This window comes from Nocardia sp. CDC159 (assembly GCF_023740735.1).
GTDB lineage: Bacteria > Actinomycetota > Actinomycetes > Mycobacteriales > Mycobacteriaceae > Nocardia > Nocardia pulmonis.
Window position 1 is genome coordinate 116,699 of sequence record NZ_JAMRXH010000014.1, and the last position, 17,164, is coordinate 133,862.

The 17,164-nt window shown below is 67.7% G+C and carries 14 protein-coding genes and 1 tRNA gene; 3 read left to right on the forward strand and 12 right to left on the reverse strand.

The genetic code is table 11. The features are described from left to right. Positions 1-81: 81 nt before the first annotated feature. Positions 82-1,767, reverse strand: a complete 1,686-nt coding sequence (rmuC, locus tag NDR87_RS27045; RefSeq protein ID WP_251915955.1) for a DNA recombination protein RmuC — start codon at positions 1,765-1,767, stop codon at positions 82-84. A 229-nt stretch (positions 1,768-1,996) separates the two neighbouring features. Here rmuC and NDR87_RS27050 point away from each other — a divergent pair, with 229 nt between their 5' ends. The 3 genes from NDR87_RS27050 (at position 1,997) to NDR87_RS27060 (ending at position 5,438) form a co-directional block, all read left to right on the forward strand. Next, a complete protein-coding gene (locus NDR87_RS27050) occupies positions 1,997-2,455 on the forward strand; it encodes a hypothetical protein (RefSeq protein ID WP_251915957.1) in 459 nt (152 codons plus the stop codon). 100 nt (positions 2,456-2,555) lie between these two features. Beyond that, complete coding sequence (locus tag NDR87_RS27055; RefSeq protein WP_251915959.1) at positions 2,556-4,652, forward strand: UvrD-helicase domain-containing protein; 2,097 nt, start codon at positions 2,556-2,558, stop codon at positions 4,650-4,652. Between the two features lie 144 nt (positions 4,653-4,796). After that, a complete protein-coding gene (locus NDR87_RS27060) occupies positions 4,797-5,438 on the forward strand; it encodes a hypothetical protein (protein ID WP_251915961.1) in 642 nt (213 codons plus the stop codon). Positions 5,439-6,121: 683 nt separating this feature from the next. Here NDR87_RS27060 and NDR87_RS27065 read toward each other — a convergent pair. From NDR87_RS27065 to NDR87_RS27115, 11 genes are all read right to left on the reverse strand, one after another. After that, positions 6,122-6,195 (reverse strand) — tRNA-Leu (locus NDR87_RS27065). Positions 6,196-6,252: 57 nt separating this feature from the next. Beyond that, positions 6,253-7,719 (reverse strand): peptide MFS transporter, encoded by a 1,467-nt coding sequence (locus NDR87_RS27070; RefSeq protein WP_251915963.1) that lies wholly within the window; start codon positions 7,717-7,719, stop codon positions 6,253-6,255. A 258-nt stretch (positions 7,720-7,977) separates the two neighbouring features. Continuing rightward, complete coding sequence (locus NDR87_RS27075) at positions 7,978-8,925, reverse strand: Ppx/GppA phosphatase family protein (protein ID WP_286014098.1); 948 nt, start codon at positions 8,923-8,925, stop codon at positions 7,978-7,980. After that, on the reverse strand, positions 8,918-9,448 hold the full coding sequence (locus NDR87_RS27080; protein ID WP_251915965.1) for a DUF501 domain-containing protein: 531 nt from the start codon (positions 9,446-9,448) through the stop codon (positions 8,918-8,920). Before NDR87_RS27080 ends, NDR87_RS27075 begins: the two co-directional genes overlap by 8 nt. After that, positions 9,445-10,113: a septum formation initiator family protein gene (locus NDR87_RS27085; protein ID WP_251915967.1), complete on the reverse strand. Its 669-nt coding sequence runs from the start codon at positions 10,111-10,113 to the stop codon at positions 9,445-9,447. Before NDR87_RS27085 ends, NDR87_RS27080 begins: the two co-directional genes overlap by 4 nt. Positions 10,114-10,164: 51 nt before the next feature. Next, positions 10,165-11,454 carry a phosphopyruvate hydratase gene (eno, locus tag NDR87_RS27090; protein ID WP_251915970.1) on the reverse strand — a complete coding sequence of 430 codons (1,290 nt, stop codon included), beginning with the start codon at positions 11,452-11,454 and terminating at the stop codon, positions 10,165-10,167. Between the two features lie 121 nt (positions 11,455-11,575). Continuing rightward, complete coding sequence (locus tag NDR87_RS27095; RefSeq protein WP_286014120.1) at positions 11,576-12,322, reverse strand: lytic transglycosylase domain-containing protein; 747 nt, start codon at positions 12,320-12,322, stop codon at positions 11,576-11,578. A gap of 158 nt (positions 12,323-12,480) precedes the next feature. Further along, positions 12,481-13,890 (reverse strand): ABC transporter ATP-binding protein, encoded by a 1,410-nt coding sequence (locus NDR87_RS27100; RefSeq protein ID WP_251941237.1) that lies wholly within the window; start codon positions 13,888-13,890, stop codon positions 12,481-12,483. Continuing rightward, a complete protein-coding gene (locus tag NDR87_RS27105) occupies positions 13,887-14,720 on the reverse strand; it encodes an ABC transporter permease subunit (RefSeq protein ID WP_251915976.1) in 834 nt (277 codons plus the stop codon). The genes NDR87_RS27100 and NDR87_RS27105 overlap by 4 nt, the downstream gene beginning before the upstream one ends. Further along, on the reverse strand, positions 14,696-15,625 hold the full coding sequence (locus NDR87_RS27110; RefSeq protein ID WP_251915978.1) for an ABC transporter permease: 930 nt from the start codon (positions 15,623-15,625) through the stop codon (positions 14,696-14,698). Before NDR87_RS27110 ends, NDR87_RS27105 begins: the two co-directional genes overlap by 25 nt. Further along, positions 15,622-17,124, reverse strand: coding sequence for an ABC transporter substrate-binding protein (locus tag NDR87_RS27115; RefSeq protein WP_251915979.1), 1,503 nt, complete (start codon positions 17,122-17,124; stop codon positions 15,622-15,624). Before NDR87_RS27115 ends, NDR87_RS27110 begins: the two co-directional genes overlap by 4 nt. Between the last annotated feature and the right edge of the window lie 40 nt (positions 17,125-17,164).

The window sequence follows — 17,164 nt, forward strand, 5'->3', positions numbered from 1 at the left end:
CTTTCCGTTCCGTACGCTGTGCCCCATAGGCTATCCGCAGCTGGGTACTCACTTGTCGCTTATGCCTGATATCCCCCGTTATCACGCAGACTGCGTTTCCGCCGAGTCGGAGAGAATGTGAACGTCAGAGTCGGCGTCAACGGACTCGGCTGACGGCAGTTGCGCCATCGCCGAGGCGATCAATTCCGGGCTGGTCAGCGGGCGCGTGGTGTTGTTCTTCGGCTGCGGGTTCGGCAGCTCCGCCTCCACCACTTTCATGTCCCGGAACCGGCGCGCGGTCACCATGACCCGCCCCTCCAGCGATCCCACGGTCTCGTTGTACGCCTTGACCGAGCGGTCGATCGCGGTGCCCAGCTTCTCGACGTTCTTCCCCATCGTCGACAACCGCTCGTAGATCTCGGTGCCGAGTTCGAGGACCTGACGAAGGTTTTCGCGCAGCGCCTCCTGCTTCCAGCCGAAGGCGATGGCCCGCAACCCCGCGATCAGCGTCACCGGCGTCACGATCAGAACCTGCTTGGCGGCGGCATATTCGAGCAGCTCCGGGTCCTTCTCCAACGCAGGCTGCAAGAACGATTCGCTGGGCACGAACATGAGCACGAATTCCGGCGTGGGATCGATCTTGCGGAAGTATTCCTTGCTCGCCAATCCGTCGATGTGCTGCCGCACCTGCTTGACGTGCCTCACCCACGACTTTGCGGCGTGGGCCTGGTCGTCGGTTTCCGTGGCCGCGACGAACGCGTCCATCGGCACCTTCGAGTCCACGATCACATGCTTGCCGCCCGGCAGATGCACCACCATGTCCGGTCGCTGCACGCGGTCGTCCTCGCCGGGGATGTGCACCTGCAAGTCGAAGTCGCACCGCTCCTGCATGCCAGCCAACTCCACGGCACGACGCAGATGCATCTCACCCCATGAGCCGCGGATCTCCGGGCGCTTCAATGCCTGAACCAGACCACGGGTCTGCTCGCGATGCCGCAGGCTTTCCTCCGACAATCCCTTGATCTCCTGCTGCAGCCCCGCCTCGCTCTTGGTGCGGCTGGTCTCGAAATCCCTAAGCTGCTTGTCGATCTGAGCCAGACCCTCCTGAACCGGCTTGCTGATTTCGGTCAGCTTCGCCTCCGCCGCCGACACGAGGGTTTCTTCCGACCGCGCCAACAGCTTCGCACCGATCGCCTCGATCGCTTCCTTCTGCAGGCGCATATTCTCGGCATTGGCGTCGTCCATCTGCTTGCGCAACACCTCCATCGCAAGCGCCTGCTCCCGCAGCTCGACGTTCTCGGCTTCGAGCGCAGCGTAGGCGGTCTCCACCTCATGCAACTGCTCGCGTAACTGCTCCTCGCGCCCACGTAATTCGGCGACGTTCTGCTCGGCTGCACGCAACTGGCGGAGCAGGTCCGCATTCTGCGTCTGCTCTGATGCCACATCGGCGCGAAGGCGTTCGACCTCCACCTCTCGGGCCTGCAGATTCGCTCGCGTCGCGTCCAGTGCTTCGGTGATCTTGCCGATCTGCTCGCCGAGTTCGCGGCGCTCCGTTGCGAATTCGCTGTTGATGACCTCCAAGCGATCCGCACGTTCCCGATTGTGGTCCCGGTCGGTGCGCAGTTCGTCGACCTGCCGGCGAGCCTCACGGCTCTGTTCTTCGGCAACCTGGCGGGCGCTGTCACCCTCCGAGAGGCGGGCGTGAATGCGCGCTTTCGCGTACAGGTAGCTAGCAGCAGCGCAGACCGCCGCCACAAGCACGATGACAGTCAACATGGTGCCAGTCATGATGAAACCTCCTGTGAGACAAAATGATTCGTGATACAAAGCCGCCGAGTAGCCAAAGCTCCAGAGGCAGCGGCTTTCATGAAGATAGACGCGACGAATTCACGCTTGATGCAATACACCTGATAACCCTGGTTATCAGTAAATTTTCTGTTCATGGCACAAAGAGCCTGTCAGGCTCGATGACATTCGGCCGCTAGGCCACCATCGAAGACCGACGGAGGACACCGCCATGCAGTACTGGGCAACGGAAACCACTGCCCACACCGGCCCGATCACCTACGACCAGGTAGACGATCTGATCGACAGCTTCGGGCAGTGGGTATGCATCAGTCACGACGACGACACCGGCCGGACCACGGCTTCCACGCCGGTGCACGCCATATCGATGGCAGACGCGGTCGAACGCGCTCAGCGGTTGATGCACGACGCGCTACACAGCGCAGCCATCTCCGGCAGCATCACCAACGTTTGCGTCCGCACCCGCGCCGACCTGCTCACCGATCTGCGGGCGTGTGGCGACATGCCGGACTGGACCGAGGAGATGTTCGCGGAGGGCACCGAACTCGCGAATGAGATCTTGACGCACCGGGTCTTCAGCGGTCCTGCTTTCATCTTGGAAGCCAACGAGCCGGACGCCCTCCTGGGGCGCGTCCCGGGAGCTCCGCGCACCGACGCGCTGGACGGCTGATCACTGGTTCGCGCACGAAAGCCGTTCCACTACAAGATCATTCAGGACACTCTGCGGATCCGGGGGCTCTGGTCTCCGGACCGCGCACCCAGGAGACCTCATGCCTACTCTCGCTATCCATCGCGACTTCCTGCGCGATTTCGGCAAACTCGAAGGCTGCGTACAAGACCGAGTGGAGGCGGTGTTCACGAAGTTCAGCAACGCAACCTTCGCCGGCCTCCACCTCGAAAAACTCGCGCAGGCCCGAAACAAGCAGCTGCGGTCCATCCGAATCGATGCCTTCTGGCGCGGTATCGTCTTGGCCCCGGACAAAGGCGACACGTACCTTCTGTTGAAGGTGCTGCCGCACGACGAAGCGTACGAGTGGGCCGCCCGGCGTGACATCACCGTGAACGGGGTCAATGGGGGCCTCGAGATCCGCGACGACGTGACTCTCGCCGAGTCCCTGCCTGAACTCACCGCCGCGGCCGAGCGCACTCCGGCCCGGCTCTTCGCCCACGTCAGCGACAATGACCTGCGGCGACTCGGTATCGACGACACGACCCTGGCAGCAGCGCGCGCCATGACCAGTCAGCAACAGCTCGACGCGGCCCGAGACGCTCTGCCCAGCATTCAGTGGGACGTACTGCTGGGGCTGGCCGCCGGGCTGACGCCGGAACAAGTGTGGTCGGAGATCGGCGCCGACCGGGTCACCGAACCGGTCGACGTCACCGATCTGGATGCCGCGCTGCGCCGCAGCCCCGGACGCGTGCTGCTGGTCGACGGACCTGACGATTTGATGAAGGTGTTCGCCAACCCATTCGCGTTGTGGCGCATCTATCTTCACCCAACCCAGAACGAAATTGTCGACGCCTGCTACCACGGTCCCGCACGCGTCACCGGCGGACCCGGTACCGGCAAGACTGTGGTGGCGTTGCACCGCACGCGACGGCTCGCCGCGCGAGGAGCAGGGCGGGTACTGCTCACCACCTTCACTTCGACACTCGCCGATTCGCTGCAGGACGGTGTCATGACCCTGGTCAAGGAACCAGAACTGGCCGAGTCGATCGTCGTCCGGCATGTGGATCGCTTCGCGCACAATGTATTCCGAGAGAAGCACGGGCAACCCCGAGTGCTCGATGCCCGGGGCGAGGACAAGCTGTGGCGGCACGCGCACTCGATGCACCCCACCGAATTCACCGAAACATTTCTGGCCGAAGAGTGGCGGCACGTCATTCTCGCGCAAGGACTGAAAACGGTCGACGAGTATCGCACTGCCAACCGCGATGGCCGCGGCCGACGGCTGGGCAGACTTCAGAAGTCGAAGATCTGGGAGGCGGTCATGGCGTTCGAGAAGCTGCTCGCCGACAGAAACGTCTGGACGTGGGAGACCTTGCGCCGTGAAGCCACCCGCATCCTGGACACCACCGACGACAAGCCCTTCCGGCACGTCGTCGTCGACGAAGCCCAAGATCTCAGCCCCGATCAGTGGCGGCTGCTGCGCGCCGCCGTCGCCCCTGGACCCGACGACATCTTCATCGCCGGAGATACTCATCAGCGCGTCTACGCCAACCGAGTCAGCCTGCGCGACACCGGAATCGACATCAGTGGCCGATCCCGGCGACTGTCGATCAACTACCGCACCACGGCTGAAATCCTCGCCTGGAGCCTGGCGCTGCTGAAGGGCCAGGCCATCGACGACATGAACGGTGGACTGGACTCCATCGCCGGATGCCGGTCCGACATTCACGGGCAGCCACCGGAACTCGCCGGTTTCGCCACCAAAGAGGCTGAAACTCAGCGCATTATCGAAACCGTCCGCCGATGGCTGACCAGCGGTGTGATGCCTGAAGAGATCGGTATCGCGGCCCGCACCAACCAGATAGCCGGGAAACTGACCCGCCAGCTCAGCGCCGCCGGTCTTTCAGCGTGCCTCCTCACCCGAACGAACCGCCCTCACGGTGAGATCTCGGTCGGCACAATGCATCGAATCAAGGGCCTCGAGTTCCGATGCATGGTCGTTGCCGGAGTCGACGACGACCATAATCCGCTCGCCGCCGCCGTCACGCCCATAACAGACGACCCCCACGCACACGACGGCGACCTCCAGCGCGAACGCTGCCTGCTGTTCGTTGCCTGCACCCGCGCCCGTGAACAACTGCTGCTCACTTGGCACGGACAGCCCAGCAGGTTCCTCGCCACGGTTCAGGACAGCTAGCCCGACTTGCCGCCGTACCGATTCTCCGGTCTCGGTGGAGCATACCGGCAACATCACATACGGTTTCGTGAGAGTCCGCAGCTCCCGCCCGTGCTCCCTGTCAGTTCAAATCGCAAGCCGCACAACTCAATCGGACGGATACACATGACCGCCACCAATGTCTCCTTCAGCGAAGTCGAGCCGATCCTCGATCGGCTCCCACAGACCTGGACCGGCGATTCCGAAACCAACTGGTACCGCTATGCCTGGAAAGTCCTGGAGGAAACCGGTGAAACCCAGGCCGACTCCGACGACGATCGCAATGAAGTGAAGCTGCGAGCAATCGCGCTGTGGGCCATCACGAAATCCTTCTTCGTGCACGCCTTCGACGAAGGCTACGTCACTGACTGGGACTACGAGGTCGGTGAAGCCATCGGGACACCACCGCTGCTTCCACGCGCCTGGATCGTCGATCGGATCCTCGCCGAGTTCGACTTCTCCGATCACATCAAGGAATACGGCGCGCCGCCCACAGACGACGAACTCGATACCGAGGTCTCGATGATGCTGCGGCAAATGGTGTCCTACGCCGCCAACGACGTCGCAACCACCCTGAGCAAGTGCCTGGGAGAACCAGGCACGTTCGCATCGCTCTGGTGCGTCGGACCACACGGTGAGGAGAAACCTGAATACCCGCTCACAGCCGAAGCGGTCGGGAGCATCTGCAACTCACCAGACGAGTGGAAGATCGCGGCCTACGCGTGGGTGTCCGACGGCATGGAACTGTCCCACCGCGACTCATGGTGAACCACGGCCCGCCTGCTACCTCTTGGGAGTCCACGCGGCCATCGGCGGGTGTGGCCCCGTGGAAGGGCGGACACGATCCGACCGGACGGTTGGTCCTATTGAGATGGTGAAGTACGCCGACCGCGACGACGCCACCGAACCAGTTCATCTGAGGGGCAACGGTTCTCGATGGCCCCGGATGGCGCAGCTGCTGACGGTAGCGGCATCCGGCTATTACTTGCAAGGAAGACGCAGGGCGGCAACGGTTGAGTTCTATGGGTCGAGCAGTGCCCGGAAGTACTCCGACCCACCTCGTGATCGCTGGATCATCGAAGGTCATGGAACCCCAAGAGCGACCCCAGTTCGATAGGCGCCGTCGGCAATGGGCATTTGCCTACCGAGTGAGCTATGTCGAGGGCGAGCAAGACGAACATTTGCGCAGTGAACTCGCAGCGGTTATCGGTGACCTGCTGGAATGGGCCAGCTTGCAAGCAAGCCGCCCTCCTGATCCCGAGTGCACACGTACCGTCGAATGACGGTCGAGCCGCCGAACCAATCCCTACTCGACTGAAGGCTGCGGGTTTGAACCACCTTGCCCCGAGGGGTTCGAACCGGCAGCATCTGACCTGGGGTTTCATCCTGAGTCCGGATACAGTTAGCGAGGCCTCAAGCCTCTGAACTGCGAAAATCCTGTTGTTGGTATGTGCCCCCGGTCGGGCTCGAACCGACACTGGGCGGATTTTAAGTCCGCTGCCTCTGCCAATTGGGCTACGGGGGCGTGCCGGGTCAGCCTACCGAATTTGTACGGGCGTCTCGGAATTCTCCGGCCGGGTGGTCAGTGGACGCCCTCCATCAGTCGGCTCACCCGGGGGGCGAAGAAGTAGACGAGGATGCCTACCGCGATGGCGATCAGGCCGGTGAGGCCGAAGTAGGCGACCTCGCTGTCGGGGTCGTAGAAGCCCGCGAGGACGCCGGACAGGGCGGTGCCGAGGCCGATCGAGAAGAAGTAGAGCGCCATCATCTGGGCTTGGAAGGCCTCGGGGGCGAGTTTGCTCGTGACGGCCAGGCCGATCGGGGACAGCAGCAGTTCCGAGACCGCGAACAGGCCCATGATGAAGAACACCAGCAGCGCGGGAACGGTCTTGCCCTCGAAGGCGGTCAGCAGCACGAACAGCAGGAAGGCCGCACCCATGCCGATCACGCCGTAGGCGAATTTGCGCGGGGTGCTGGGGGCGCGGTTGCCCAGCCGGGTCCACATGATCGCGAACAGCGGTGAGAGCGTGATGATCCAGATCGGCTCCTCCGAGGCGATCCAGCTCGAGGGCGCGGTCCAGCCGAAGATCGACCAGTCCATCCGCTCGTCGGAGTACACCACGAGCACGGTGAAGATCTGCTGGAACAGCGACCAGAACACGGCGTTGGCGGCGAACAGCGGGATGAACGCGCGCACCCGGGTGCGCTCGATCGGGGTCACCTTCGGATGGGTCAGGATGACCACGAAGTAGATGATCGAGGCGATGGCGATGACACCGGTGGCCACCCACTTCAGATTCGCCAGCGTGATCAACCCGGTCGCCATCGCGAGAGCGACGATCACGATCACCGCGGCCGCGAGGGCGACCACCCGCCCCACCTGGCTCTGCGGCAGCGGATTCGGCACGATACGGCCATGGCTGCCGAGATTGCGGCGGAAGACCACGTACTGCGTCAGGCCCAGCGCCATGCCGACCGCGGCCGCGCCGAAGCCCCAGTGGAAGCCGATGTTGTCCTGCAGCAGACCGGTGACCAGCGGCCCGATGAAGGCGCCGAGGTTGATACCGAGATAGAACAGCGTGAAGCCGCCGTCGATCCGCGCGTCACCCTTGGCGTAGAGGGTGCCCAGCAGCGAGGACGCGTTCGCCTTGAGCGCGCCGCTGCCCAGTGCGACCAGCACCAGGCCCACGCCGACCCCGAGCAGTCCGGGCAGCACCGCCAACGCGATATGCCCGGCCATCACGACCACACCGCCGTAGAACACGGTGCGCTCCATGCCCAGCAGGCGATCGGCGATCCACCCGCCCAGCACGGTCGACAGGTAGACCAGGCCGCCGTAGGCGCCGACGATGCCGGTGGCCGTGGCCTTTTCCAGCCCCAGGCCGCCGTCGGCCAGCGAGTAGTACAGGTAGTAGCCCAGGATCGTGAGCATGCCGTAGTACGAGAACCGTTCCCACAGCTCGACTCCGAACAGATTCACCAGACCGATCGGATGCCCGAACACCGTCCGTTCGGTCCCCCGCTGCTCCGGCTGAGCCACTTCCGTCATGCGCTCGACCTTTCCATGTTCACGCAATCTCTCAGCAACCGGGGTTGTGGTCGCGAGAAATACAGCGAGCCAGGTAATGGTCGCTGCGGCCAGCAGAGTAGCGGGGTATCTGTGTCGAGGAAGTAAATTCCGGTCAGAATGTTGGACGCTTGAGCAATTTGCCCTCAATGTGCACATCTGCCGGTATGGCAGCTTGGCACACTGCACGGCACCCATGCGGGGTGCGCGCGCCCCACTGGACAAAACGGACCATCGCGCTCAGGCGATCGACAGCGCGATCCCGTCCAGGATGTCGTGCTCGCTGACGACGAGTTCGGAAATGCCTGCCCGCCGGGCCAGTTCGTCGGCGAGGACCTCGGTGATGACCGCCCCACCGCCGATGACGTCGACTCGGCCGGGATGCATCGGACCCAGCGCGGCCCGCTCGTCGTGGTCCATGGCAACCAGCCGGTGGCAGACCGCGCGCACCTGGTCCAGGCGCAGCCGGGTGAGATGCACCTTCTCCGAATTGTATTCGGGCAAATCCAGTGCGACCGCGGCGATCGTGGTCATGGTTCCGGCGACGCCGACCCAGGTGCGCGCCCGCTCGACCGGCACCACGCCGAACGCCTGCGCCAGCCGCTGCGAGGCGAAGAATCGGGCCGAGGCGACCTCCTCGGGCGTGGGCGGGTTGCCGTGCAGGCAGCGCTCGGTGATTCGGACGCAGCCGATATCGGCGGAATAGGCCGACTGCACGCCGGTGCTGTCGCCGAGCACCACCTCGGTCGACCCGCCGCCGAGATCGACCACGACGAAAGGCCCCTCGCTGCCCGACAATTCGCCGACCGCACCGGCGAACGACAGCCGCGCCTCCTCGTCGCCGGTAATCACCTCGGCCCACGCACCGGGCACGACCCGGCCCAGTTCGGCGGCGGCCATGGAGAAGAAGTCGTCGCGATTGCGCGCGTCGCGGGTGGCCGAGGTCGCGACCATGCGCACCCGGGTGACCTCGTTGTCGCGCATCAGATCGACGTAGTCGTGCAGGGCGGCGCGGGTGCGCTCGATCGCCTCGGGATGGAGTTCGCCGGTGGCGTCGACGCCCTGGCCCAGGCGCACGATTCGCATCTCGCGGTGCACATCGGACAGCCGTCCGTCCGCGCCCACATCGGCGATCAGTAGTCGGATCGAGTTCGTGCCGCAGTCGACCGCGGCCACCCGGTTACTCATCAGGTGCCCCTTCGTATTTCGGCCAGTCCGCGGGAATCGCGGTGCCGCGCAGTCCGGTATCGGCGGCCAGGGCGACCGCCTCGTCGCCGAGCGGGTTCACGCCCGGCCCCTTCGCCAGTGCGTGCGCCATCAGCACGTGCAGACATTTCACCCGATCCGGCATGCCGCCGCCGCTGAAATCGGTGCCGAGGGATTCGATTTCATTTCGCTCGGCCAGATAACTCTCGTGCGCGGCGCGGTATGCGGCCGCCAGTTGCGGGTCGTTGGCGAGCCGTTCGGTCATGCCGCGCATGAGACCGGCGGCCTCCTGCCTGCTCGCCTCGGCGGTGAGCCGGGGATCGGTCAGGTAGTAGAGCGTGGGGAACGGGGTGCCGTCGGGCAGCCGCGGAGCGGTCTTCACCACGCCCGGCTGCCCGTCCGGGGTGCGGTAGACGATGGCGAGCACTCCGCGCGGCGGGCGGCCCAGCTGCCGGGCGACGATCTCGAGATCGGCCGCGCTCGGTTGGGGGTCGGGCTGGGTCACCGGGGTGCTCCTTCCGGAGGCGGGGCCGGGGTGGTGGGTTCCGGATCCGCCTGGGTGCGTTGGGGATTGGACATACTGCGCCACAGCTGCGTGTACCACGGGTCGGGCCTGCGGGGCTGGGCGGTCTGGACCGGGACCGCGGGCTGTTCGATTCCGGGCACCTGCACGATGTAGGGCGTCTCGCCGGGCATCACCAGGCGCAACCGGCCGCGGGCCTCGGATTTGATGTAGGCCGGATCCTGTTGCTGGGCACGGCGATCGCGCAGCCGCGCCAGCTCGGCCTCCAGGTCGCGGCGCTGCTCGGCCAGCTGGGCCGACTCCGCGCGCTGACTGAAGTAGGTGCGCATGGGCACCGCCAGCGTGAGCGCCAGGGCGCACAGCACGGCCGCGAGGATCACCGCGCGCCCGGTGGACAGGCCGAGGATCTTGCGCTCGTGCCGGTCCTCGGATTTGCGCGGGGATCTCGCGGCGCGGGCCGGTTTCTTCGCCGTCGCACCGGATTCCGACTTCCCGGACCGACGCTGGGCCGCGCGCTTGCCCGCGGCGGTGCGGGCCGCGGGGGCCGACGCACCGGCCGCACGCTCGGGGCGCGAGCGGGCCGACCGCGACGAGCGGCGGTCTCCCCGTCCGGCCGGACTGGTACCGCGCGCCCGTCGCTCAGTCATATGTCACACCTCGAAAGTCGGTTGTCCTCGCCGCGACTCGAGACGACGTTACTAGCCTTCGAAGACGAAGCGCGGGAACGCGACGTCCCCGGCGTAGCGGGCCGAGTCGCCCAGCGCGTCCTCGATGCGCAACAGTTGGTTGTACTTGGCGACGCGCTCGCTGCGGGCGGGGGCGCCGGTCTTGATCTGACCGCTGCCCACGGCCACCGCCAGGTCGGCGATGGTGGTGTCCTCGGTCTCGCCGGAGCGGTGGCTCATCATCGTCTTGTAGCCGTTGCGGTGGGCGAGTTCGACCGCGTCCAGGGTCTCGGTCAGGGTGCCGATCTGGTTCACCTTTACCAGCAGCGCGTTGGCGGCGCCCTTGGCGATGCCCTCCTCGAGACGCTCCGGATTGGTGACGAACAGGTCGTCGCCGACCAGCTGCACCTTGTCGCCGATCCGATCGGTCAGCGCGACCCAGCCGTCCCAGTCGTCCTCCGACAGCGGGTCCTCGATGGAGACCAGCGGGTAGGCCGACAGCAGTTCGGCGTAGAACTCGGCCATCTGCTCGGCGGTGCGCTCGGTGCCCTCGAACTTGTAGCCCGCACCCGCGGTGTAGAACTCGGTCGCCGCGACATCGAGGGCCAGGGCCACATCGGTGCCCAGCTGGTAACCGGCCTTGCCGATCGCGGCGGCGATCAGGTCCAGCGCCTCGCGGGTGCCGCCGGCGAGATCGGGCGCGAAACCGCCCTCGTCACCGAGGCCGGTCGACAGCCCCTTGGTCTTCAGCTCGGCCTTGAGCGCGTGGTAGACCTCCGCACCCCAGCGCAGCGCCTCCTTGAAGGTGGCCGCGCCGATCGGTGCGATCATGAATTCCTGGACGTCGACGCTGGTGTCGGCGTGGGCGCCACCGTTGAGGATGTTCATCATCGGCACCGGCAGCACGTGGGCGTTCGGGCCGCCGAGGTAGCGGAACAGCTCCAGGCCCGAGGACTCCGCCGCCGCGCGGGCGACCGCGAGCGAGGCGCCGAGCAGGGCGTTCGCGCCGAGGCGGGACTTGTCGGGGGTGCCGTCCAGATCCAGCAGGACCTGGTCAACGGTGCGCTGCTCGACCGCGTCGAGACCGATGATGGCCGGGGCGATCTCGTCGAGGACGCCCTCGACGGCCTTCTGCACACCCTTGCCGCCGTAGCGGTCGCCGCCGTCGCGCAGTTCCACGGCCTCGTGCTCACCCGTGGACGCGCCGGACGGCACGGCCGCCCTGGTCAGGGTGCCGTCGTCGAGAGCGATCTCGACCTCGACGGTGGGGTTACCGCGCGAATCCAGGATCTCGCGAGCTCCGACCTGTTCGATGATGGCCACGAAACGACACTCCTTCGGCTGTGGACTCCGTCCTGCTCACCGCCGTCCATGAGCAGGTCGCACGGCGATCCGTGCACCGCGAGCCTAACGTAGGCGAACCTCGGTGACCTCGAGCAGTTCCTCAGGCCCGGCGGCCGATGCTGTAGGCCGCCGCGTGATCGCGGACCTTCAGCATGTAGGCGTTGGACTGGTTGTAGGTGAACAGCGCCTTGCGCCAGCCCTCCGGGGTGGTGAGCCTGCCGCCGCTGACGCACAGATAGCGGGCGGCGGTGAGGGCGGCGTCGTCGATATTGTCCGGATCGGCCACACCGTCGCCATTCGCGTCGACGCCGAAGCGCTGCCAGGTCTCGGGCAGGAACTGGAAGGGCCCCTCGGCGCGCACGTAGACCGGGCTTCCGGCGCGCGCGGTCGCGGCCTCGTCGAGAATCCGTGCCACGCCAGGTGATCCGTCCAGCGGCATGCCGCGGATCGGGGGTCGCACCCCGCCATCGGCGTCCAGGCGCGCACCGCCGTGGCTGCCGTGCTTGCTCTCCACGGAGGCGATTCCGGCGAGGGTGGTCCAGGCGATTCCGCAGTCCGGGCGCGAGCGCGCCAGCACCGCGGCCGCATATCCGTACGCCTCGAGCGCCACCACCGGAATGCGCAGCGCCCCGGCCTGCTCCTCGGCCCAGCCGCGCAACTGCTCGGCACTGCGCCCGGGAGCATCGAGATCGATCGGCGGCACGGGCGTTCCCGGCCCCGGCGGCACCCCCTCCGGAATCGGCGGCAACGGCTCCCCACCGATCCCGCATCCGGCCAGCACGACGGCCGCGACGGCGAACACAGCACCGGCGCGAGCAACCCCGGCCCGGCCACCACACTTTCTCAGACGCACGTTTCCATCATCCAGATCCCGGCACCGTGCCCATGCCCCTATTTATCCGTGCCGCTCCCCAACAGCCGGTCCATCACCCGCAGCTTCCCTCATTACCCGCAGCTTCCCCGCATCACCCGCAGCTTCCCCTCATCACCCGCAGCTTCCCCTCATCACCCGAGCAACGCGAGGGTCGCGTCGTGACTCGGTGCGGTCAGCAGGTCGGTGACCGTGCCCGCTTCGACTATCCGGCCGTGTTCGAGCACACACATTCGCTCGCAGTAGCGGGTGACCAGGCTCATGTCGTGGGTGATCAGGAGCAGCGCCAGGGCGCGGTCGCGGCGCAGGGTGTCGAGCAGGGTCATGATCGCCTCGGCCGTGTCGGGGTCCAGGGCGGCGGTCACCTCGTCGCACACCAGGACGGCCGGGTTCGAGGCCAGGGCTCGGGCCAGGGCCACGCGCTGGCGCTGGCCGCCGGACAGCTCGTGCGGATAGCGGTGGGCCAGTTCCGGTTTCAGTTCGACGGTGTGCAGCAGGTCGGCGATGGCCCCGGGGGCTCGGACGCCGTGCTGCCGGAGCAGGGGGCGACCCAGGGTCTCCGCGATGGTCCGGCGGGGATTCAGGCTGCCCGTGCTGTCCTGCGGCACCAGCGCGATCCGGCCCGCCGAGCGGACCGAGCCCGCGGCCGGTTTGCGCAGGCCGACCACGGCCCGCGCCAGGGTCGACTTGCCCGCGCCGGACGGCCCGGTGACCGCCAGCGCCTCCCCCGCCGCCAGCCGCAGGTCGATCCCCTCGAGCACCCGCCGCCTGCCGATGTCCACCGCGAGACCCGAAATGGCCAGCGCCCCGGCATCTTTCGCCTGCCCACCAGCGAATCGCGATGCGGGCCTCTCCTTTCCGTCACCGGAACCGGCGCGACCCGCACTCACCCCCGGCTTGGGCAGGGCACGCCCGACGAAGATCTCCTCGTCGGCCAATTCCCGCAGCGCGGCCGAATCGTGCCCCGACACCACGATCGTGGTGCCGCGCTCGCCCGCCCGGCGGCGCAGCAGCCGGATCACCGCCGAGCGCAGCCGCCCGTGCAGTCCGGCCAGCGGCTCGTCGAGTACGAGTACCGGCGTGTGCCGGGCGAGGGCGCGGGCCAGGGCGATGCGGCGCTGCTCGCCGCCGGACAGCTCGGCGGGACGGCGGCGCAGATACGACTCCGGCAGTTCCACCGCCGCCAGCGCCTCCAGGGCGTGCCGCGGATCGGCGAGCTCCCCGAGCAGCGATCGCACCCGCATGGTCGGATTGAGCGCCACGCCGGGATCCTGTCCGACGAAGGCGATCTCGCGCCGCCGGAACTGCCGCAGCACCTGGGGTCGCAGCGTCAGCACATCGTGCTCGCCGACCCGCACGGCGCCGGTCGCGGTCGCTCCGGCGGGCACCTGCCCGAGCAGCGCCCGCAGCAGCGTCGACTTACCGCAGCCCGACGGCCCGCGCAGTCCGACGATGCCACCGGCGGGCACCGTCAGCGAGATCGGTTCCAGCAGTGCGGTTTCGCCCGCCCGGACCGACAGCTCCGCCACGACGATCACGCTCACGCACCCCCGATCGACTGCGGCAGCCGCGCCACCGTGCCCAGCGCGGCGGCCAGCAGGTTCACGCTCACCGCCACCACGCCGATGGCCAGACTGGGAGCCAGCACCGCCCACGGATTGAGCAGAATGCCGGAGGCGTTGTCGCGCACCATGACCGCCCAGTTGGCCTCGCCGAGCGCGGTCGGCAGGCGCAGGAAGGCCGCGGTCGCGACGATGTACATGCCCGCGACGAATCGCAGCCCGAGCTGGGTGAGCAGCAGTTCGCGCATGTTCGGCAGCATCTCCCGGAAGATCACGTACCCCGCCGACTCCCCGCTCAGCCGCGCCGCCTCGATATATCCCGTGGCGGCGATGCCGGTGGCGGCCGCCGCGAAAACCCGTGCGCAATAGGGCACCCCGAACACGATCCCCACGGTCACCACCCCGACGGTGCCCCACCGCGGCCACGACATCACCACCAGCAGCAGCGCCAGCACGACCGGCAGCAGGATGAGCAGATCGGCGCAGCGCTCGATCACCGCACCCCACCGCGGCCACAGCGCCACCACCGCACCGAGCACACTGGCGAGCCCGGTCACCACCGCGGCGATGAAGGCGGCCAGCAGAATCAGCCCCCACCCGCCGCGCAGCAGCTGACTGAACACATCGTGCCCCAACCGATCCGACCCCAGCCAGGCAGCCGAACTCGGTGCCGCGAACGGAGCTCCGACACCATCGTCCACCCCGTGCGGCGCGAGCCACGGGCCGACGACCGCGGCCAGCACCACGATCACCGCGGGCAGTCCGCGCACCCAGAGCCGCCGATGCGTCATCGCCGCCCTCGAATCGCCCACGCGCGCACGCCATCCGACAGCAGCAGCACCGCCATGATCACCACCCCCGCGACGGCCGCCGTGGCGGCGGTGAGGGCGGTATCCCGATCGGAGATGGACCCCGCCAGCAGCGCGCCCAGTCCCGGATAGTTGAACAGGCTCTCCACCACCAGCGCCCCGCCGAACAGCATGCCGACCGTCGTCGCCACCGAGGCCACGATGGTGGGCAGCGCCACCGGCAGCACATGCCGAAACAGCAGGGGCGCCTGCGCCAATCCCTCCAGCGCGGCCTGCTCCACGTGCGGCGCGCGACCGGCATCGGCCAGCGCGCCCCGTACCACGCGGGTATTCCAGCCGATATGCGGGATGGCCAGTGCCAGCACCGGCAGCACCAGCATGTCCGGCCGGGCCGGAAAGCCCGAGCGTCCGGCCACCGTGACCGCGGGCAGCCAGCCCGCCGCGAACGAGAACACCATGATCAGCACCGCCGCGACCACGAACTCCGGCAGGGCGACCACCATGGCCGTCGTCGGCTGCAGCACCCGCGCGAGCCAGCCCGACGGCCGGGCCGCCCACCACATGCCCAGCCCGAGCGCCGCCACCACGGTGAGCACCAGCGCCAGCCCGCCCAGCAGCAGCGTCTGCGGCGCGGCGGCCGCCAGCAGGTCGCCGACCGGCCGCCCGCGCACGGTGGAGCCGAAATCGCCGGTGAACACCCCGCAAAGCCAGGACCAGAAGCGCTGCGGCAGTGGACGATCCAGCCCCAGCTCATGCCGCTTGGCCGCGAGCAGTTCCGGCGAGGCGTCGCGATCCAGGGCAGCCCGCGCGGCGTCGCCGGGCAGCACCGAGACCACCGTGAACACCAGCGCCAGCAACACCACCAGCAGCGCGAACCGGCGGAGCAGCAGACCCAGGAACGTCGTCACGACGCCAGCCAGACCCGTTCCAGCTGCACCCGGCCGAAGCCACCTAGGGTCGGCAGATCCCGCACCCGGCTCGCCGCGATATCGATGCCGTCGGCCATGCCCCACACCAGATATCCGCCGCGCTCGTGCTGGAGCTGCTGCACCGTGCGGCAGGCCCGGGCGTAGTCGGCCGGATTCCCGGCGGCCAGCGCGGCGGCGGTGGCGGCGTCGAATTCCCGGTCGGCGAAGGCTGTTTCGTTGCGATTGCTGCTCGAGGCCATCAGCTTGGTGGCGAAGAACAGCACCGAATCGTTGGTGCCCCAGTTCACGGTGTAGAGCGGCGCGTGCAGCCAGGTGCGGTCGTAGAAGGTGCCCGAATCCTGCACCACCACTTCCAGCTTCACCCCGATCTCGCGAGCCTGGGCGGCGAACAGCTTGGCCGACTCCGCCTCGCCGGGCGCCTCCTCCTTGGTCACCAGCTGATAGGTCGTGCCGGTATCGAAGCGCGCCTCGGCCAGCAGCCCGCGCGCCCGCTCGTGATCGCGGCGACGCTGCGGAATATCCTTGGCGTACTGCGGATCACCGGTACCCAGAATGTCGTTGGCGACGGTGCCGAAGCCCGAGAATGCCTGCGCGACAAGCGCATCGCGATCGGCCGCGAGCCGCAGCGCGGTGCGCACCCGCGGATCGGCGAACGGGCCGTCGGCGGTGCGCATGGCGATCGCGACCGCGGTGTCGTTGGGACGGCGGATCACCTGCAGATCACCGCGCCCGGCGGCGGTGCGACCGGCGATCGCGCCCACATTCGACGCCAGATCGATCTGCCCGCCCAGCACTGCGTTGGACAGCGCGTCCACGCCCTCGAACATGGTGATCTCGATGGCCTCCAGCCGCGGCTTCGGGCCGTGCCAGGCGTCGTTGCGCACCAGCCGGGCATTGCCCTGCCGATAGGATTCCAGCCGGAACGGTCCGCTCCCAACGGGTTCGGTGAAGTCGGTGGTGCCCTGCTTGACCGTGAACGTCATCAGGCGCACCAGCAACGGGATCTGACTGTTGGGCGCGGCCGCGGTGAGCACGACCCGATTCGGACCGTCGGCGGCGATGTCCTCCGCGCGCACCGGAACCTTCGACTCCCCGCCCTTCTCGCGCAGCCGCCGCAGCGACCACACCACATCGTCGGCGGTGACCTTGCTGCCGTCGTGGAAGGTCGCGTTCTCGGCCAGCGTGAACACCCAGCGCCGCTGCTCCGGATCGGCGGCCCAGGAGGTGGCCAGCCGGGGCTGCACGGTCGGGTCCGCCCCGGGCACGGTGAGCGCGTCGTAGACGAGCGAGGCGATCAGGAAATCGCTGTCGTTGCTGAGGTTCGCGTGCGGATCCTGTTGCAGCGCCGACACCTTGCCGAGTGCGCCGACGCGCAGCGTGCCGGTGTCGCCGGAACCGCGGCCGCATGCGCCCAGCGCCAGTGCCGCACCGAGTCCGAGTCCGGCGCCCAGAATCTGCCTGCGGGTCATGATCGTCATCGCGGTTGCCTCATCCTCATCGCTTCGTCACCCCGGGCAG